The sequence below is a fragment of the Flavobacterium sp. TN-1 genome, from assembly GCF_052828645.1.
In genome coordinates, this window is record NZ_CM128253.1 from 3,184,518 (window position 1) to 3,203,731 (window position 19,214).

Below are 19,214 nucleotides of genomic sequence, written 5' to 3' on the forward strand. Positions count from 1 at the left end.
ATTAAAAGTCGTTTCAAATTTAGTCAAAATAACAGGTCGTTCGATTGAAAGTTGTCTGTTTTTGTTCACAGTCATTTCGTTGTAGCACGGTCTTTTAGAATGGCACATAACGTTCCGGCGCTTGGCGAGGTTGCGAGCTTCGGAACTGATTATTTTCTGTTAAAGATAAAATTTCTTGCGATAAATAAACATGCATTTACTGCAAAATTCGCAATCTTGCCAAACACTTGTTGTAAGCAGTACTTTCTTATTTTCTTTCCATATTAAATTGCTCATTGGATATTTTAGATTTATAGAATTCAATTTTATTTTCAGTACAAAAGTCTTTAATTAAATCTTCCTTTTCTTTGTCCATATTTGCTCCTACAACTATTTCTTTAATTGACCTGTGTGGCACTTTGAATAAGTGAATATCTACGGGATTACTGTTGATTTTTTTGTCGGACATATTGAGTGTAGAAATTATTCTAACTTCTTCCTCGTATTTCCAATCTGTTGATTTTGTTATAAAAGGTTCAAATGCTAATTTTTTTTTACCAAGTTCCATTGGCATTTCTACTCTTTTATTAGAATAAACGACTTCCATAATTATTTTAGATTTTTTTCCGTCATTACTTAAAAAGTTTTGAAAATATTCGTCTTTTGGGTCAAATCCTACACAAAAACCTTTGTGTGAATTAGTGTAATGTGACCACATCAAAGTGTTATTCCAATTTTTGGTTAAGGATAAAATTCCAATATCGTTATTTACATTTTGATAAGCCTCATTATAGATTTTTTCAAGTTCCAATATTTCGTCATTTTCGTTCAATGGAAATCCTTTTTTGTGTAACAGTTCAGATACCATTTTTATGACATCTTTAAATTCCTTTTCGCTTGGCTTTTTTGGTAAACATTCAAATGGGTCATTTAGGTCAATAGGCTGGGTGTATCTCAATAATTCGTCATCTAAGTATGATAGTCTTTCGGGTGGTAAATATTTGTAGTATAGGTTCATTAGTATTGTTTACAACGTTCCGGCGCTTGGCGAGGTTGCGAGCTTCGGAACCGATTATTTTCTGTTAAAGATAAAATTTCTTGCGAAATGTAAACGTGATTTTACCACAAAATTCGCAATCTTGCCAAACGCCTGTTGTGTGCAGGCTTTTTTATAAATCATCAGCTGTAACGTTATAACCTGCAACTTTTAACTCTTTTACAAGTTTTAATTTCCAACCATCTGCATTATCAATTGGTACATAAACAATTCCATCTAAATCACCTGGTTTATCAACTCCGTTCTCCAATAATAGAAAAACTTTTTTTCGACCTAATTTTCCAATGAAGTAACCCATTTCAAAAACAACATTTTGTCTTGCTCTACTTTTATAATCAGTTTCCTTTTCAGCTTTACCAATATCATCAGCAGTTAAAAGTATGATTGCGAAATTTACTTCGGAACTATTTTGCTCAAATTTTTCTATAATAGTTCTGCCTTGGTCAGCTTGTTCGTGTAAAATAATTGGCTCTAATTTTATCTGAGTTAATGTCCTTGCTACAATTTGTTTTATTTCATTATCGTGACCGTGAACTATAAAAATTTTATTTGTAATTTTTTTTTCACTTTTATTATCCTGTTTAACAATTTCATCATTTGTTGGAATTAATGATAATCTCTCAATTAAGCTTTCCAAAACAGTAATTTGTTTTTGAATATCGTCTTTACGCTCAACAACAAAATCAGACCATATTCTATCACGTTCAGCCTCTTCATATTCTTTTAAATATTCATTTCCTGAAGTGTTAAATGATTGTTTTAAAAGTTCAACATTGTATTTTTTCCACTTATTATATTCAATTAAAAAATCTTTTTTTTCTGTTTCGTTGTAATTATTACTTTCTCCTAATCTACCATTTTTTCTTGATAGTATAGTTACGCGAAAATTTAATAAAACAATTCCTTTAGAAATTCTTTCCTTTATTTGTTTTTCGAAATCATCTTTTTTGATGATGAGTTTAGTAGTAGTTATTGTCAATTTTTCTGTTTTTTTATTATAATAAAATACTGTCAATTTTTGCTCGTCAGCACAGCTTGCACACAACGTTTTGTGGCTTTGCGAGGTTTGGGGAAAGCCATTCCCAATTTTTAATTTTTTAACGGCGATTGCAAGTACACGACCGACTTTAAATTGAGCCTTTAGTCCAAATCTTGCAAAACCACTGTTAGCAAATCGGCTTTGTTTTTTTGCTAATTTACGTTTATTTTTATTACTTTTGAATTCTACTCTTATATAACTTTTTTATGCAAAAATTTGGTACTTGTGAATTCACAGTTAATGATTTAGTCATATTCACTTTTCGTGAGAAAAATACTCCCAAAGAAGATAACTATGAAGTTATAAAAGTTTTACCAAACAAAGACGGAACTTATGAAGATAGACCTTTCATAGAAAATTATTGGATTAGAAACACTAGAACAAAGGAAGAATATTTAGTTTATCATTCTGAATTATCACTAAAACAATAATTATGGCTAAAAAATATATTACTAAAGAACCTAAATATAAGCAAGGGGATGTTTTAAAATATACAAACCCTATCTCAAAAGAGCAAGATACTGTGATTCTACTTCGCAGATATGATACTAAACCACAACATAGAATTGCGTGGTGGTATACAAGTTATCCAAACGGTTCAGCAGAATTGGGAGCTCCAGAGGAAGAATTTTCAAGAATAGATTTGGTATAGCTTTTTAGTTACTTCTATAGCCTCGTCAACAGGATATTCTTTTCCAGTTTCTCGGTTCACTATCTTCCATTTACCATCTTCATTGGGTCTTCGTGATGCGAATACATAAATAGGTATAATAAATCTTTCAAATAAAGGTTCTATATCATCTTTTGTAAACCCTGCAAAAGAATTAAAAACAACCTTACCCCACTCTTGAAGTTGCTCTTCTGTTGGTTGATATTTCATAATGTTACTTTTTTATTTAGCAACATTAACAAACTGGTAACTTTTCCGTTTTAGTTTTTCTGCGGAATTTTTGGTTAAGCTGTTTGCTAACGTTTTGCAGCTTGCAGAAGTGGCGGATTAAGGAAGCCTAAACTTTCGGTTTTCACTGACTTTGCAAGTACAAAACCAACTTTAAATTAAGCCCAAAACCCGCCATTTTTGCAAACTGCTGTTGTGCGTTCGGCTTTATTTTATAGTGAATTTTTGTGCTGTTGAATGAAATATAGAAATACCATAAACATTTAATCCTTCATCACCTTTTACATTGTCTAAATAATAACTATAAAACTTTCTTTCTTGTTCTAACACACCAAGTTTACTTAATTTTTCAGTTATTGCATCATAATTATTGTTAAATTCTATTTTATCTTTTTTTGAAATTTTGTCTGCATTCCAAACTGATTGACCAAGAACATTTATAAATGTATTTCTTTTTAAAATAGAATTACAGATTTTAATATTATTTTCTGCAGATTTTGTCAATTCTGTATATTTAGTTTTCCAAATTAAATAACCATCATTAAACTCTTTTAAATCTTCTTCATTTTTTGTGTTTTCATATTCAGATAGTAAAGAACCACTAACTAAAATATATTCTTTTGTTTCTGTATTTTGTAGTAGTGTACGACCTGTATTGTTCATTTCATAAAAGTTATTAAGCTTAAAGTTTATGTTTTTAATATTTTCCTCAAGTAAGATAATATTATTGTTTTTTTGATAGTATTTTTCAATTTTCATAAATGATCCATTTAAAGTCAAATAATCAAATTCAACGCTTTCAAAACCAGCTACCAAAACACTATCTCTGAAATTGTATTTTAAATCATATTTTTTTGGATTTGGGTCAAGTTTGTAATATTTTACTTTTGAAAATTGTTTTTCTCTATCCCAAGGTTTATTATTTTGTTTTGCATTGATACTATCTTTTTTAAACTCTTCATTTTCAGCTAAAATAACTGCATATTCTTTTGTGACTGTCTTAACTGTATCAAATCTTGCAATTTTAATTGAAGTTTGTTTAAGTTTTAACGGATTAATGTTGTAAGAAAATTTTCTTACTTGTTGTAAACGATTTTTAGAAAAAGTGTAAGTTTTCTCTTGCGCGAAAGTATTTGATACAATCAATAATACTAGAAATAAATAAAATTTAGTCATAATTATCTGTGTTTTCCTATTAGTGGTTTTGTTTGTTGTGCTAGTTTTAATTCGTAAAGTGTTATTAATTCAGACATATTTTCGTTAAAAACGCAATAGTTGAAGGTTAGTTTTAAGTTTAATTCTGTAGTCCACTCATTTAAAACCAATCCTTGACTGTGTTTATCATCGTGAAAACCTAAATGTAATAATAACCTTCCCCATAAACAACTTTTGCTTTTTCCTAAATACAAAATATTTGTATTTCTGGAATTTTTATAAATTGCTGGTAAGTTTCTAACACTAATATTTTCCTTATGGTTTTTAAAAATATTGAATAAATCATCAGGATTATGGATTTGATTATTAAATTCAAACCAATATACAGTTGGTTTTCTTTCTACTAATTTTAATTCATCGAAGTTTTTTTTAAAATATGGACTATCACAAATATGTATCGTTTCAGAATTATAGTTTAATTCTGTACAATCTATCTCAAAAGATTTTATTTCTAAATTTTCATTTTGATTTTTAAATTCATTAATCATATTAACAAATTCATCTGATATTTCTATAATTTTATTTTTCATCTCTTTTTTGGTTCGGTTCTGGTAAGCTGACGCACAACGTTTGGCAGCTTGAAGAAGTTGGGGAAAAGTAGGCGAGTAGTTTCGGTTAAAGACTGAGCGTTACAAATACAAAACCAACTTTAAATTTAGCCATAAACCCCAATTTCTTCAAACTGCTGTTGGGCGATCGTTGTTTTTTTGGTCGGAATATTTTCCAATTAATATTTTTTTCTTTTTAAACCCAATTCCACTAAAAATTGGTTTCTCACTTTTTAAATCAAGCCAAGTTAAATTAAACATTTTTTTGTTTTCTATATCTCTTTCGATAATTAATTTTGAAGCAAAGGCATTTTCATCTTCTAACCAATTTGTAGTATATTCTGCTTCAAATTTTTCTTTGCAAAATCCTTCGTTAATATTTGCACTTTCAACAATGAAATTTTTTAGTCCGTTATTTATAAATTCTCCTAATAAATTTCCACTTTTTGTTTTTGTGAAATAAAATGTTCCGTAAATACTCATAAATTATTCTGCTTGTTTGTTTAATTTTAAATCTGTTTTAAATCTCGTGTTTACGGATTTTCCATTTTTTTGTGCAGGAATCCATCGAGGCAATATTTTAATTACTCGTATTAATTCTTCGCTACATCCAAAACCAACATCTTCTATAATATTAAAATTTCCTGTTGAACCATCTTTATAAATTGTAAATTCAACAACTAATTTACCTTTAATTTCTTCTTGTACATCTGGATATTGAAACTTAAGTTTAATACTATTGTAAAATTTATCAATACCGCCTGGAAATTCTGGGAGTTTGTCAAGTTCTTCAACAGAATAAATTTGATTTTCAATTTTTTGTTTTTCTTCTTCAGATATTTTTAACAGTCTGTAGCTTTCTTTTTCTTGAATTGGTTTTAAATCATAACAGATTTTTTCAAATTTTTCACGTGCATGTAATTGATTTAATTCAGTTACGTTTTCTCTTGCTTTTCGTAGCCATTTTAATCGATTTTTTTCATAGCCACCAACTTTTCCATAATAATCAATAATAGGTTCAACGTTTATTGTATCTATCGTTACTTTATTCGAATAATTTGTATACTTCATAATGGCTTTGTAATATAAAATATTACTTGTAGAAGTCATATTATTTTGAATATTATTTAATTGATATATGCTTTTATTTAAGGTTTCTAATTCTAATGTATCTTTAACGTGATTTTTAAGACTTTTTGTAGATTCTAATACTTTTTCAATTTCGATTAAAAAGTCTTTAGTTAAATCATAATCTGTAACAGGTATAGATTTGATTAATTCAGATGACTTATATTTATCTTCATTATTTTTAAATATGTAAGAATTTTTTATTTCACTTTCTGTCAAAGGTTTAGTATTTTTATATTCGGTTTGTGCAACAGATAATATTGAAGTGAGAATAATTATTGAATTTAAAAATATTTTTTTCATTGTTTTGTAAAGAATCGATTTTGAGATAATTAAATTTATGTACTATTTTCACGTTCTGCGGTACAATGTCGCCCAACACACAAATATACGCAACTCAGCGATGATTACAAAGAACAACAAACAAAACTAGGTTCATCTAGCTAATACCTTTAAAATCAATACTTTTAAAAGATACATCAAATACGTATTTTATGTATCTTTATATAGTTTTATTGCGAAAAATAATATTTAAATATTTAAAATGCGCAGTTATGGATTTATCACAATATCAATTTTCATTCGGCATACATCAAGCTCGAAACATCATTTGGATTCAGTTTAAATATCAGCTTAGTTTGAAAGACGCACTCCGCGAACGCTTTCCATCAGCCCGTTATAGTAGTACACATAAAGCATGGTATTTACCTGACTTAGCTGCCGTTCGTAAGGAGCTAAAACTGCCTCTTAAAACTTTGGAAGAGCAAACTTTTAGTCATATTTCAGAAAATAATCGCTTGGCTGTAATTCAATATAGTAATCAGTTAGATTTAATAGCTTACAGCCCCCACACCAAGCGTACCTATCTGCAAGAGTTTATGCAATTATTGTCACTACTGGGGAACGTTTCTGTAAATTCTCTAACACCAGATAGATTGAAAGATTACTTTCTGTACTGTTTGCAAAAAAATGAACTTAAGGAGCAAAGTATGAACTCTAAAATTAATGCAATCAAATTTTATTTTGAAAAAGTCTTGCATCGCGAACAAATATTTTTTGATATTCCCAGACCCAAAAACCCTTTAACATTACCCAAAATGTTATCCAAAAATGAAATTGTGAAATTATTCTCAGTTTTGGAAAATAAAAAGCATCGGCTTATTTTAAAATTATGTTACGGGATGGGACTACGCGTGAGTGAAATTGTTAATCTAAAAGTAGAACATATTGATAGTCAGTCTATGCGGGTTTTGATTGTAAATGCAAAAGGAAAAAAAGATCGTTATACGAATCTTCCTGAATCGGTTTTAGAAGACCTCCGAGCTTATTATTTAGAATATCGTCCTAAGACATGGTTGTTTGAAGGGGCTTACGGTGGCAATTATTCGATTCGTAGTATTCAAGCTGTTTTTAAAAGTGCTATGAAAAAAGCTAAGATTACTAAAACTATTGGAATACATGGATTGCGACATAGTTATGCTACACATTTAATTGAAGGAGGGGCAGATATTCGTTTTTTGCAAAAGCTTTTAGGACATAGCAATCTTAAAACAACTCAAATTTACACGCATGTTACCGATGTGACACTTTCTAAAATAAAAAGTCCTCTAGATGGATTATTTTTGTGATACCATTTGAAAACCTTAGATTTTCTGGATTTTTTAATATATATTGCTATTTTGTGGTTTAGAATTGGGCGGATATAACTTTTGCTAATACTGACCATTCTGTCTGGAACGTTTTTGCTCTTTTTAATTCCTTTTTTTCTCTTTTTTTGAATATTTTTTGTATCGCTTACGCTAATCTAAATATTTAGTTCTTGGTAGTTTTATCCATTTAAACTTAAAATATACTGGATTAAAAAATAAAGTTCTCGATCTGTTTTTTTCATTTTAAAATAACTCGAACAGACGGTTGAGTATATAATTGAAATCATCGTTAGTTCGAGCGTGAAGCGCATCGAGAATCAAGACTAATTTTTATTTCTTTTATAGGATAGTCTCTAAATCAACATGTAGTTTGTCACTCCTACACAAGGAGGAGTTTGATAATCAACATTGTGTGATTTCTCCCTTTGGTCGAAATGACAAGATTGCGAACTTTTTGGGCAGTCTCGAGGTTAAAAAAATAATATTATAAGGAAATTTCAAAGTTAGATGGTATAAATCAACATGCAGTTTGTTACTCAGTAAGGAGGAGTTTCATAATCAATAGCATGTGATTTCTCCCTTTGGTCGAAATGACAAGATTGCGAACTTTTTGGGCAGTCTCGAGGTTAAAAAAATAATATTATAAGGAAATTTCAAAGTTAGATGGTATAAATCAACATGCAGTTTGTTACTCAGTAAGGAGGAGTTTCATAATCAATAGCATGTGATTTCTCCCTTTGGTCGAAATGACAAGATTGCGAACTTTTTGGGCAGTCTCGAGGTTAAAAAAATAATATTATAAGGAAATTTCAAAGTTAGATGGTATAAATCAACATGCAGTTTGTTACTCAGTAAGGAGGAGTTTCATAATCAATAGCATGTGATTTCTCCCTTTGGTCGAAATGACAAGATTGCAAATTTTTTGGGCAGTCTCAGGGTTAAAAAATAGTATTATGAGGAAATTTCAAAGTTTAAAATAATATAAATAAACATGCAGTTTGCACTCCTGCGTAAGGAGGAGTCTTATAATCAATAGTATGTGATTTCTCCCTTTGGTCGAAATGACAAGATTGCGAACTTTTTGGGCAGTCTCTAGGTTAAAAAAATAGTATGATGAGGAAATTTCAAAGTTAGATGGTGTAAATCAACATGCGGTTTGCACTCCTACGAAGGAGGAGTCTTATAATCAATACTATGTGATTTCTCCTTTTGGTCGAAATGACAAGATTGCGAATTTTTTGGGCAGTCTCAGGGTTAAAAAAATAGTATGATGAGGAAATTTCAAAGTTTAAATCGTATAAATCAACATGCGGTTTGTCACTCCTACGTAAGGAGGAGTTTCATAATCAATAGTATGTGATTTCTCCTTTTGGTCGAAATGACAAGATTGCGAATTTTTTGGGCAGTCTCAGGGTTAAAAAAATAGTATGATGAGGAAATTTCAAAGTTAGATGGTATAAATCAACATCCAGTTTGTCTCTCCTACACAAGGAGGAGTTTCATAATCAATATTATGTGATTTCTCCTTTTGGTCGAAATGACAAGATTGTCAGCTTTTTGGGCAGTCTCAGTGTTAAAAAAAGTATTATGAGGAAATTTCAAAGTTTAAAATAATATAAATAAACATGCGGTTTGCACTCCTGCGTAAGGAGGAGTCTCATAATCAATAGTATGCGATTTCTCCCTTTGGTCGAAATGACAAGATTGCGAACTTTTTGGGTAGTCTCGAGGTTAAAAAAAGTATTATAAGGAAATTTCAAAGTTTAAAATAATATAAATAAACATGCGGTTTGCACTCCTGCGTAAGGAGGAGTCTTATAATCAATAGTATGTGATTTCTCCCTTTGGTCGAAATAACAAGATTGCGAGCTTTTTGGGCAGTTTCAAGGTTAAAAAAATAGTATTATGAGGAAATTTCAAAGTTAGATGGTGTAAATAAACATGCAGTTTGTTTCTCCTGCGTAATCCTGCGTGAGGAGGAGTCTTATAATCAACATTGTGTGATTTCTCCCTTTGGTCGAAATGACAAGATTGCGAGCTTTTTGGGCAGTCTCGAGGTTAAAAAAAAGTATTATAAGGAAATTTCAAAGTTTAAAATAATATAAATCGACATGCAGTTTGTCACTCCGACGTGAGGAGGAGTCTTATAATCAATAGTATGTGATTTCTCCCTTTGGTCGAAATGACAAGATTGCGAGTTTTTTGGGCAGTCTCTTGAAATTGGATTTTTTTGAATGTTTTTTAAGGAAAAACTTTATTTTTTCTTTTTATAGACTTCTTTTATCAGAGTATATTTTATACTTGATCCGTCAGCTGGTGGATTTGGTATTTTTTCTTCTTTAATAATAAGTTCATATTCATTGCCTTGTTCGTATTTAAATCCTTCTATATTATTATAGAGGAATTCCCATTCTTTTTGATTTTTGTCCCATTTTATTTGTAAACATTGGGTTTCCATTACTCCTGCGTTACAAGGTTTTGTTTGAGCTCCAATATAAATGGTTTTTTCGTCTTTGTTCATAGAATTACAAGACATTAGTAAAAAGGTAAAGGTTGATAAAATTATTCGTATCATATTTATTTAGAGAATATAAATTAAACTGTAATTAAACTATGTTGAACTAAATCTTCGGTAGTTGCATTGCGTATTTTGATTATTTTTCAAAGATAACTTAATTATTTATTATGGCTACAAAAAAAAGCATCCTGATGATTTAAGAGAAAACAAAATCCTAAATCAAGCCAAACGAGAAGTAGAAGGCTTTTTAGTACTTATTTACCGCTTTGAACGTAGCATTTCTATATTAGGGAGAAGTCAAAGCACATTTAGCAATTATGCTCGACACGTTGCCGTCGCCGCGCTTTATTTCGGGAAGATTCCAACGGAGTTGGAATCTTCCCACCATTAGTAACCATCGACTCCAAGAAGTAAATTTAAAAGGTGTAACTTTTAGTTACAAGGATTACAAGACGTTTTGCTTTGCATATACTTCCTAAAAACTTTTTTAAAATAAGACATTACGTTTTTTTGAGTAGTATGGGGATTTTGTACCCATAAGTTAAGGAAATCACTATAAAAACCACCCAAAGTAGACTTCAAAAAAAGAGGCGTTTATGCCTCTTGTATATTCTTAAATTTTCACTTCGATATTCCCATAGTGGATGGAATCTCAACGGTTCCGTTCAACAGAGGTTTCATTGTTAGCTCTTCGAGCCCAACGAAACCTTAGCTGTTAGTGGTAGTGCCTTATTATAATTTGTTGATTTCTTCTTTGGTTAAGCCTGTTGCCTGCGTAATGATTTCTACTGAAACACCTAATCTTTTTAAGGATTTAGCCGTTTCAATCTTTCCTTCAATTTTTCCTTCAATTTTTCCTTTTATTTCTCCTTCAATTAATCCTTCCATCTTTCCATCGTCGAAAGCAGTGTCGATAACGCCTTTTAGATCTCGGTAAACTTTAAGGCTGCTCTCGTATTTGTCTAAATCTAATTGCCCGAAATTTGCCAACTCTGCTTTTTCAAAGGCTTGGGTAAATACTTCGTCTTTGAAAATTGTGGGAATATTTTGAAAATCTTCCAAGTTTTTGATGAAATATAACCATTTGTCTAAACGGGAATTTAATTGGTTTTCCTGTTTGTCAAAATTGGGCATTTCTAAGTAGATATAGGTCAGTTTATCGTAAAATACTTTTCCGTTTTGGTTTTTTAGTTTGATGGTATGTACTACTTCGCTTCTTTCGGGTTCTGTTTCGTAATCGTCGAAGGTGAAATCTAAAACACCTACGCAATAAACCGCTTTCAAATTATAGTTCCATTCGCCTTTTTCGGCTTGTTCTCTAATGGGAAATGTGGAGTAATAGATGGTTCTTTCTTTGAAGTAGTTTTGCTTGGCTTTTTGGAGTTCTACGATGAATTTTTCGCCTTTTTCGTTTTCGCAATAGATGTCGTAGATGGCTTTTCTGTCGAGGTCACTCTGCCCGAGTTGCTCGGTGTTTTTAAAAGAAAGTTCTTTGATCTGGTCATATTCTGGCAACAAGGCATTGAGGAAGTCGATAAGTAGGTTTTTACTGGCTTCTTCTCCAAATATCTTCTTAAACCCAAAATCCGTAAAGGGATTGATGTATTTTGCCTTCATGTTCTCAACTTGTTTTCTTGGTCAAATTTACAAAAAATAATCTTTGATGTTAAATTTCGGAGGATTCTGGTTGAGTATATAATTAAAATCATCGTTCGTTCGAGCGTGAAGCGCATCGAGAACCAAGACTAATTTTTAGATACTGCTTTTAAAAAGTGTTTAAATCAACATGCAGTTTGTCACTCCGATAACGTAAGGAGGAGTCTTATAATCAATAGTATGTGATTTCTCCCTTTGGTCGAAATGACAAGATTGCGGACTTTTTGGGCAGTCTCGAGGTTAAAAAAAAGTATTATAAGGAAATTTCAAAGTTAGATGGTGTAAATAAACATGCGGTTTGTTACTCAGTAAGGAGGAGTTTTATAATCACCATTATGTGATTTCTCCTTTTGGTCGAAATGACAAGATTGTGAACTTTTTGGGCAGTCTAAGGGTTAAAAAAATAGTATTATAAGGAAATTTCAAAGTTAGATGATATAAATAAACATGCAGTTTGTCACTCCGACGTGAGGAGGAGTTTGATAATCAACATTGTGTGATTTCTCCCTTTGGTCGAAATGACAAGATTGCGAACTTTTTGGGCAGTCTCAGGGTTAAAAAAAAGTATTATGAGGAAATTTCAAAGGTTAAATAGTATAAATCGACATGCAGTTTGTCACTCCGACGTGAGGAGGAGTTTGATAATCAACATTGTGTGATTTCTCCCTTTGGTCGAAATGACAAGATTGCGGACTTTTTGGGCAGTCTCGAGGTTAAAAAAAAGTATTATAAGGAAATTTCAAAGGTTAAATAGTATAAATCGACATGCAGTTTGTCACTCCGACGTGAGGAGGAGTTTGATAATCAACATTGTGTGATTTCTCCCTTTGGTCGAAATGACAAGATTGCGGACTTTTTGGGCAGTCTCGAGGTTAAAAAAAAGTATTATAAGGAAATTTCAAAGTTTAAATGGTATTTTTTTAAAACAAATGACACAAAGCGTCTGCATTTGCTTATAATTCTACTGTACTCACTTCTAAAGCAATTTCTGATTTGTGAGAAAGCGTACTTTGCTTTCATAACAAGTAGAGCTGTAGTAGTTTTCATCATCAGAGCAATTTTGCCTTTAGGTATAAAATAACAATGAGTTCTTTTTTGAGAGTCTTTTAGTTTGAAGATGCTTGAACAAGCTTTGAGGAAGGGATTGAAATATAATTTTTTCTAAAATCTGTTTTTAAAAATTGGGCGAAAAAATCATCAAGATCTTTATTGGGGGCAAAAATGAAATTTGATATTGAAATTCTCTTCAACGTATTATTTTTGGCATAGTATTTAAAGAAAAACCCCGTTTTTGACTCTTTTTGAGCAATTTCGGGGTTTATTTCTTCTAAAATAACATTTATTTTAAGATATGCTAGTGTTTGTATTATTATGAATGTACCTTAAAAGAAAGCACGATGAAAAAACGTAAGCGTTTATTTTCAATCAATAAGTAAAAGCTAGACACTCAAAATCAGTATATTTTGGGTATATTTTTAAGGTTTAATTTATCTCTTCAGTAATTGGAGAAACAACACTATATACATTTTATCTGATTTCTCTTGATGGCTGGCTAGAGTGAATCAATTAGGCAAATTGACAGAACTAACTGCATCTAATTTTCAGGGAGTCTTTTCTTTATTTACAAAACGCTTTATTTTATTGATAAATTTTAGCATATAGATCTTTATATTTTTCTAAAACGACTTTGCGTTTTAGTTTTAGAGTGGGTGTAAGCTGCCCACCATCTATTGACCAAACGTCAGGTGTTAATTCAATTTTCTTTACTTGTTCCCAATTTCCAAATTTAGCATTAAAATGATTTATTTCTTGGTAAATTCTTTTTATTACTTCTGGGTTTTGAACAAGTTCTTCATTAGTCGAGCCAATATTTACATGATGAATATGAGCCCATTCTCTTATAAATTCAAAAGCTGGCTGAATGATTGCTGCTGGCATTTTTTGTCCTTCTCCAACCACCATAATTTGTTCAATAAATCGAGATTGTTTAAATATATTTTCTAAAATCTGAGGAGCTACATACTTACCTCCGGATGTTTTAAACATTTCTTTTTTACGATCTGTTATACGTAAAAAACCATCTTTATCAAATTCTCCTATATCTCCTGTATGAAAATAACCGTTTTTAATTACTTCGTCTGTTTGGGCTTGATCTTTATAATACCCCATCATTAAGTTGGGTCCTTTAAAAAGAATTTCGCCGTCTTCTCCTATTTTTATTTCTACATTATTTATAGGCTTCCCTACCGTTCCTATACGAAATAAACCATTTCGCATGTCATTTACACTTATAACAGGTGATGTTTCAGTAAGACCATATCCTTCCATTACAGGCATTCCAGCTGCAGAAAAGACACGGGTTAAACGAGTTTGTAAGGCAGCACTTCCTGAAACCATTATTTTTACATTTCCTCCTAAAGCTTCTTGCCATTTACTAAATATTAATTTACGTGCTATTTTTAATTGAAATTCATACCACCAACCATTTTTACCGTATGGTTCATATTTTAAACCTAGTTCAACTGCCCAAAAGAAGATTTTCTTTTTGATTCCTGTTAATTCGGTTCCTTTTGCATAAATTTTATCATAAACTTTTTCTAATAGTCTAGGAACAACGGTAAATACATCAGGTTTTACTTCTTGAAAATTATCTGAGATTTTATCAATAGATTCAGCGAAATAAATTGAAATTGAATAATATTGATAAATATATAAAATAACTCTTTCGAAAATATGACAAATAGGAAGAAAGCTCATTGCTTTTGCTTTACCTGCTACTAATGGAATTCTGTCAGAACTATTTAAAACATTCGATACAATGTTATGATGAGATAACATTACTCCTTTAGGCTTACCAGTGGTTCCTGAAGTATAAATAATGGTGGCTAAATCATTTGGTTTTACATTATTTTTTCGTTCTTCAACAAAATTTTGAGTGCTTGTGTCTTTTCCTATAGTCAATAGGTCTGTCCAATTTTTTTCACTAGGTATCTCATCGAATGTAAAAACATCTATTAAATTAGATAAATTAGCTTTTATGGCGTTTAGTTTATTCAAAACTTCCTTATCAGATACAAAGCAATACTTTGACTCAGAATGATTTAGAATATATTCATAATCTTGTTCTGATATGGTGGGATAAATAGGAACTGTTTGAGCTCCAATTTGCAACACTCCTATATCCATAATATTCCATTCTGTTCTATTATTAGATGAAATAATGGCTATTTTATCATCTCTTTGCACCCCCATAGCGATAAGTGCTCTTGAAACGGCATTTGCTTTATCTAAATATTCTTGGGTAGAGGTTTTAACCCATTTTCCGTTATATTTTGTAACTAACGCGTCTGGTAAGTTATTCTGTTCTAGCTGATAATAAGGAAAATCAAATAATCTTGTAATGTTCGTCATTATTAAATGTGGGTAAAGTTATAGTGCAAATTAAATAATTTAAACTTAAAATACAATTTTAATTTATTTTTTAAAATTAATTAGCAAAATTTTACACAAAAAAGTTTTTTTGTTTGAATAAAAGTATTCTATCTAAGCCTGTTTTTAAACAATAACAACGAATCTATTAAATGATTTTTGTCTTTTACAGACTGAATGTATAAAAGTTAATTTAAAAGGAATTTAAATTCAAATTATCTGATAAATTTTTATTGTAGGTAAAATAATTTCAAAACTAAAGAAGTACTCTTTTTTGTATTTTATACCATTTAAACTTAAAATGTATTGGATTATAAAATAAAGTTCTAGATATGTTTTTTGATTTTAAAACAACTCGAACAGATGGTTGAGTATATAATTGAAATCATCGTTAGTTCGAGCGCGAAGCGCATCGAGAACCAACATTAATTTTTATTGCTTTTATAGGATAGTCCCTAAATCAACATCCAGTTTGTCACTCCTACGCAAGGAGGAGTTTCATAATCAACACTATGTGATTTATTTCTTTGGTCGAAATGAAAAGATTGTGAACTTTTTTGGATAGTCTCAGTGTTAAAAAATTATTATTATGAGGAAATTTCAAAGTTTAAATGGTATTATTTCATAAAACTACGTCGCGTAATCTGGGGTTAAATGGATTCTTTAAAAACGAAAAAGGAATCCATGCTTTGGATTCCTTTTTATTTAGTTTTGGGTCATCTAAAAATTAAATATCCCTATTATTTTAAGTATTTTGTGTATAAAAATTTACCCTAATACTTCTTTTACTTTTTTACCAATTTCAGCTGGCGAATCTACAACGTGAATGCCATTTTCTCTCATAATTCTTTTTTTAGCTTCAGCTGTATCATCAGCTCCACCTACGATTGCTCCTGCATGCCCCATTGTACGTCCTTTTGGAGCCGTTTCGCCTGCAATAAAACCTACAACTGGCTTACGATTACCGTCTGCTTTAATCCATTTAGCCGCATCTGCTTCTAATTGACCTCCAATTTCACCGATCATGATGATACAATGTGTTTCAGGATCATTCATCAATAATTCAACAGCTTCTTTTGTAGTTGTTCCTATAATTGGATCTCCTCCGATACCAATAGCTGTAGTAATTCCAAATCCTTGACGAACTACTTGATCTGCTGCTTCATAAGTAAGGGTTCCTGACTTAGATACAATTCCAATATTTCCTTTTTTGAAAACAAATCCTGGCATAATTCCTACTTTTGCTTCTTCTGGAGTAATTACACCTGGACAGTTAGGACCTACTAATCTACAACCTTTTCCTTTGATATAATCATATGCTTTAATCATATCTGCTACTGGAATACCTTCGGTAATACAGATAATCACTTTAATACCTGCGTCTGCTGCTTCCATAATAGCGTCTGCGGCAAATGCTGGCGGCACAAAAATAATAGATGTATCTGCACCTGCTTGATCTACTGCATCTTTAACGGTATTAAATACGGGACGTTCTAAGTGTGTAGAACCGCCTTTACCAGGAGTTACTCCTCCTACCACATTAGTTCCGTACTCTATCATTTGAGAAGCATGAAAGGTTCCTTCACTTCCTGTAAAACCTTGTACGATTATTTTTGAATCTTTATTTACTAAAACACTCATAATATGTGTATTGTTTGTTATAAAATATATGACGCAAAAGTAAACCTTTTACTTTTACTTTAAAATTATTTTTTGAAAAGAATATGTGATTTTTTTAGAATATTTAGTTCTTATTTATTCTTCATTTTGATTAAGTTTATTCAGTATTTCAGGCATTTTTTTAAGGTTTGCTAACTGCTTAAATTTTTCACGAGATTCTTCTGCTGGTGTTCCAAAATAGGCTTTAGATCCTTCAAGTGATTTTGTAACTCCTGTTTGTCCCATTATTACTGCTTTTTCACCTATTTTTATACCACTAGTAATACCTACTTGCCCCCACAATGTAACTTCGTCCTCTATAACAACACAACCCGCAATACCTGTTTGTGAAGCGATTAAACATTTTTTACCTATTACGGTATCATGTCCTATATGTACTTGGTTATCTATTTTAGTTCCTTCTCCTACAGTGGTATCTCCTGTTACTCCTTTATCAATTGTACATAATGCTCCGATTCCTACGTTATCTTCGAGTATCACTCTTCCTCCTGACAATAATTGATCGAATCCTTCGGGTCTTTTTTTATAGTAAAATGCGTCTGCTCCAATAATTGTTCCTGAATGGATAATAACATTATTTCCAATAACGGTATGATCATAAATAGAAACATTTGAATGAATCAAACAGTTTAGGCCTATTTTTACATTATTTCCAATAAAGCAATTGGGTTGTATTATAGTTCCTTCTCCTATTTGAGCGGTAGAAGCTATAGAGGTATTAGAAGCCTGAAAGGGCTTAAAATATTTTGTAAGAAAATTAAAATCTCTAAAGGGATCTTCTGAAATCAATAGAGCTTTTCCTTCTGGACATTGAACTTCTTTATTGATTAAAATAATTGTAGCTGCGGATTGCAAAGCTTTATCGTAGTATTTAGGATGGTCTACAAAGACAATATCTCCTGATTGAACTACGTGTATTTCATTCATCCCTAAAATAGGAAAATTAGCATCCCCTATAAATTTACAATTTATGATGGATGCTATTTCTTCTAAACTATATTGCCTAAGAAATCTCATTATTCCTTAACACGCTCCATATAAGCGCCTGTTGCTGTATCAATTTTAATTTTATCTCCTTCATTAATAAATAAAGGTACATTTACTTGAGCTCCTGTTTCTACAGTAGCAGGTTTCGTAGCATTTGTTGCGGTATTTCCTTTTACTCCTGGTTCGGCATAGGTTACTTCTAAAACTACTGAAGCTGGCATATCTACAGACAGAGGCATTTCTGTTTCTGTATTGATTTGCACCATTACGTTAGTTCCTTCTTTTAACAAATCAGGAGCGTCTAAAATATCTTTATTTAAAGTTATTTGCTCAAAAGTTTCTTGATTCATAAAATGAAACTCTGATCCTTCGTTATATAAATATTGAAAAGTGTGTGTTTCAACTCTCACTACTTCAATTTTATGACCTGCTGAGAATGTATTATCTAGTACTTTTCCAGAAGTTAATGATTTTAATTTGGTTCTAACGAAAGCAGGTCCTTTCCCTGGTTTAACGTGTAAAAATTCAACGATTTTAAAAATATCGTTATTATACTTAATACATAATCCGTTTCTAATGTCTGCCGTACTTGCCATTTTATTTTACTATTTTTTTTAAATATTTCCTGTATAACCTTTCATAATACCTCTAGATGAATTTCTAATAAAATCAAGAATTTCATCTCGCTCTGGGGTGGCTGTCATTTCAGCTTCAATGATTGCTAGTGCTTGAGTTGTATTATAATTTTTTTGATATAAAATTCTATATATATCTTGAATTTCTCTAATTTTTTCTGTAGAAAACCCTCTTCTTCTGAGTCCAACTGAGTTAATTCCCACATAAGACAATGGTTCTTTAGCTGCTTTTGTATAGGGTGGTACGTCTTTTCGAACTAATGATCCTCCTGAAATCATGGCGTGATCTCCTATGGATATAAACTGATGAACTGCGGCTAATCCTCCTATTACGGCATGATCTCCGACTGTAACGTGACCTGCTAATGCTACGCCATTTACTATTATGGCATTATTTCCGATATGACAATCATGAGCAACATGGGCTGTGGCCATAATCAAACAATTATCGCCTATTGTTGTCTGTCCAGAAGCTACTGTTCCTCTATTAATTGTAACACATTCTCTAATGGTGGTGTTATTACCTATAACGGCTAAGGAATCTTCTCCTCCAAATTTTAAATCTTGCGGAACAGCCGATATAACGGCACCAGGAAAGATATTACAGTTTTTACCTATACGAGCTCCTTCCATAATTGTTACATTAGAACCTATCCAAGTCCCCTCTCCTATTACCACATTATTATGTATCGTTGTAAAAGGCTCAATTACAACATTTTTTGCAATCTTAGCCCCTGGATGTACATATGCTAATGGTTGATTCATTTCTAATTTATTATAAGTTTAAATTAACTAG

General features: G+C 31.2%; 17 protein-coding genes and 1 pseudogene. 4 read left to right on the forward strand and 14 right to left on the reverse strand.

Annotation, left to right across the window (positions count from 1 at the left end; genetic code table 11):
• Positions 1-247: 247 nt before the first annotated feature.
• Both ACUXZJ_RS14360 and ACUXZJ_RS14365 read right to left on the reverse strand, forming a co-directional pair.
• Positions 248-997, reverse strand: coding sequence for a DUF2971 domain-containing protein (locus tag ACUXZJ_RS14360; protein ID WP_446195316.1), 750 nt, complete (start codon positions 995-997; stop codon positions 248-250).
• A gap of 151 nt (positions 998-1,148) precedes the next feature.
• Positions 1,149-2,015 (reverse strand): TIR domain-containing protein, encoded by an 867-nt coding sequence (locus tag ACUXZJ_RS14365; protein WP_446195317.1) that lies wholly within the window; start codon positions 2,013-2,015, stop codon positions 1,149-1,151.
• Between the two features lie 266 nt (positions 2,016-2,281).
• Between ACUXZJ_RS14365 and ACUXZJ_RS14370 the strand changes: the two genes are divergently transcribed.
• A complete protein-coding gene (locus ACUXZJ_RS14370) occupies positions 2,282-2,506 on the forward strand; it encodes a hypothetical protein (RefSeq protein ID WP_446195319.1) in 225 nt (74 codons plus the stop codon).
• 2 nt (positions 2,507-2,508) lie between these two features.
• A complete protein-coding gene (locus ACUXZJ_RS14375) occupies positions 2,509-2,727 on the forward strand; it encodes a hypothetical protein (protein ID WP_446195321.1) in 219 nt (72 codons plus the stop codon).
• Here ACUXZJ_RS14375 and ACUXZJ_RS14380 read toward each other — a convergent pair.
• From ACUXZJ_RS14380 to ACUXZJ_RS14400, 5 genes are all read right to left on the reverse strand, one after another.
• Positions 2,707-2,955 (reverse strand): hypothetical protein, encoded by a 249-nt coding sequence (locus ACUXZJ_RS14380; RefSeq protein ID WP_446195323.1) that lies wholly within the window; start codon positions 2,953-2,955, stop codon positions 2,707-2,709. The genes ACUXZJ_RS14375 and ACUXZJ_RS14380 overlap by 21 nt on opposite strands.
• Before the next feature lie 225 nt (positions 2,956-3,180).
• Entirely contained in the window at positions 3,181-4,149 is a 969-nt protein-coding gene (locus tag ACUXZJ_RS14385) for a hypothetical protein (protein WP_446195325.1), read from the reverse strand.
• 2 nt (positions 4,150-4,151) lie between these two features.
• A complete protein-coding gene (locus ACUXZJ_RS14390) occupies positions 4,152-4,718 on the reverse strand; it encodes a hypothetical protein (protein ID WP_446195327.1) in 567 nt (188 codons plus the stop codon).
• Positions 4,719-4,865: 147 nt separating this feature from the next.
• A complete protein-coding gene (locus ACUXZJ_RS14395; protein WP_446195329.1) occupies positions 4,866-5,219 on the reverse strand; it encodes a hypothetical protein in 354 nt (117 codons plus the stop codon).
• Positions 5,220-5,222: 3 nt separating this feature from the next.
• Positions 5,223-6,167, reverse strand: a complete 945-nt coding sequence (locus ACUXZJ_RS14400) for an energy transducer TonB (protein ID WP_446195331.1) — start codon at positions 6,165-6,167, stop codon at positions 5,223-5,225.
• Positions 6,168-6,325: 158 nt separating this feature from the next.
• On the opposite strand from ACUXZJ_RS14400, the gene ACUXZJ_RS14405 reads away from it, so the two are divergent.
• Positions 6,326-7,492, forward strand: coding sequence for a tyrosine-type recombinase/integrase (locus ACUXZJ_RS14405; protein WP_446196299.1), 1,167 nt, complete (start codon positions 6,326-6,328; stop codon positions 7,490-7,492).
• Between the two features lie 2,275 nt (positions 7,493-9,767).
• Here ACUXZJ_RS14405 and ACUXZJ_RS14410 read toward each other — a convergent pair.
• Entirely contained in the window at positions 9,768-10,088 is a 321-nt protein-coding gene (locus tag ACUXZJ_RS14410) for a DUF4377 domain-containing protein (protein ID WP_081078390.1), read from the reverse strand.
• 329 nt (positions 10,089-10,417) lie between these two features.
• Between ACUXZJ_RS14410 and ACUXZJ_RS14415 the strand changes: the two are divergent.
• Positions 10,418-10,550, forward strand: a pseudogene (locus tag ACUXZJ_RS14415) (IS91 family transposase); the annotation flags it as partial.
• 213 nt (positions 10,551-10,763) lie between these two features.
• Here ACUXZJ_RS14415 and ACUXZJ_RS14420 read toward each other — a convergent pair.
• The 6 genes from ACUXZJ_RS14420 to lpxA form a co-directional block, all read right to left on the reverse strand.
• The gene (locus tag ACUXZJ_RS14420; protein ID WP_063743051.1) at positions 10,764-11,648 is read right to left on the reverse strand and encodes an Rpn family recombination-promoting nuclease/putative transposase; all 885 of its coding nucleotides are present in this window, start codon (positions 11,646-11,648) and stop codon (positions 10,764-10,766) included.
• 1,677 nt (positions 11,649-13,325) lie between these two features.
• A complete protein-coding gene (locus ACUXZJ_RS14425; protein ID WP_063743052.1) occupies positions 13,326-15,098 on the reverse strand; it encodes an AMP-dependent synthetase/ligase in 1,773 nt (590 codons plus the stop codon).
• Positions 15,099-15,884: 786 nt separating this feature from the next.
• The gene (gene sucD, locus ACUXZJ_RS14430) at positions 15,885-16,757 is read right to left on the reverse strand and encodes a succinate--CoA ligase subunit alpha (RefSeq protein ID WP_060382647.1); all 873 of its coding nucleotides are present in this window, start codon (positions 16,755-16,757) and stop codon (positions 15,885-15,887) included.
• 114 nt (positions 16,758-16,871) lie between these two features.
• The gene (locus ACUXZJ_RS14435; RefSeq protein WP_063743053.1) at positions 16,872-17,813 is read right to left on the reverse strand and encodes a UDP-3-O-(3-hydroxymyristoyl)glucosamine N-acyltransferase; all 942 of its coding nucleotides are present in this window, start codon (positions 17,811-17,813) and stop codon (positions 16,872-16,874) included.
• A complete protein-coding gene (gene efp, locus ACUXZJ_RS14440; protein WP_060382649.1) occupies positions 17,813-18,379 on the reverse strand; it encodes an elongation factor P in 567 nt (188 codons plus the stop codon). Before efp ends, ACUXZJ_RS14435 begins: the two co-directional genes overlap by 1 nt.
• A gap of 18 nt (positions 18,380-18,397) precedes the next feature.
• A complete protein-coding gene (lpxA, locus tag ACUXZJ_RS14445; RefSeq protein WP_063743054.1) occupies positions 18,398-19,183 on the reverse strand; it encodes an acyl-ACP--UDP-N-acetylglucosamine O-acyltransferase in 786 nt (261 codons plus the stop codon).
• Positions 19,184-19,214 lie beyond the last annotated feature (31 nt).

Bases quoted from the DNA above. Each gene is read 5' to 3' on its own strand.
- ACUXZJ_RS14420 (WP_063743051.1), bottom strand. From the start codon at position 11,648: ATGAAGGCAAAATACATCAATCCCTTTACGGATTTTGGGTTTAAGAAG.
- efp (WP_060382649.1), bottom strand. From the start codon at position 18,379: ATGGCAAGTACGGCAGACATTAGAAACGGATTATGTATTAAGTATAAT.
- ACUXZJ_RS14435 (WP_063743053.1), bottom strand. From the start codon at position 17,813: ATGAGATTTCTTAGGCAATATAGTTTAGAAGAAATAGCATCCATCATA.
- ACUXZJ_RS14380 (WP_446195323.1), bottom strand. From the start codon at position 2,955: ATGAAATATCAACCAACAGAAGAGCAACTTCAAGAGTGGGGTAAGGTT.
- ACUXZJ_RS14395 (WP_446195329.1), bottom strand. From the start codon at position 5,219: ATGAGTATTTACGGAACATTTTATTTCACAAAAACAAAAAGTGGAAAT.
- ACUXZJ_RS14410 (WP_081078390.1), bottom strand. From the start codon at position 10,088: ATGATACGAATAATTTTATCAACCTTTACCTTTTTACTAATGTCTTGT.
- ACUXZJ_RS14390 (WP_446195327.1), bottom strand. From the start codon at position 4,718: ATGAAAAATAAAATTATAGAAATATCAGATGAATTTGTTAATATGATT.
- ACUXZJ_RS14370 (WP_446195319.1), top strand. From the start codon at position 2,282: ATGCAAAAATTTGGTACTTGTGAATTCACAGTTAATGATTTAGTCATA.
- ACUXZJ_RS14360 (WP_446195316.1), bottom strand. From the start codon at position 997: ATGAACCTATACTACAAATATTTACCACCCGAAAGACTATCATACTTA.
- ACUXZJ_RS14375 (WP_446195321.1), top strand. From the start codon at position 2,509: ATGGCTAAAAAATATATTACTAAAGAACCTAAATATAAGCAAGGGGAT.
- lpxA (WP_063743054.1), bottom strand. From the start codon at position 19,183: ATGAATCAACCATTAGCATATGTACATCCAGGGGCTAAGATTGCAAAA.
- sucD (WP_060382647.1), bottom strand. From the start codon at position 16,757: ATGAGTGTTTTAGTAAATAAAGATTCAAAAATAATCGTACAAGGTTTT.
- ACUXZJ_RS14385 (WP_446195325.1), bottom strand. From the start codon at position 4,149: ATGACTAAATTTTATTTATTTCTAGTATTATTGATTGTATCAAATACT.
- ACUXZJ_RS14400 (WP_446195331.1), bottom strand. From the start codon at position 6,167: ATGAAAAAAATATTTTTAAATTCAATAATTATTCTCACTTCAATATTA.
- ACUXZJ_RS14425 (WP_063743052.1), bottom strand. From the start codon at position 15,098: ATGACGAACATTACAAGATTATTTGATTTTCCTTATTATCAGCTAGAA.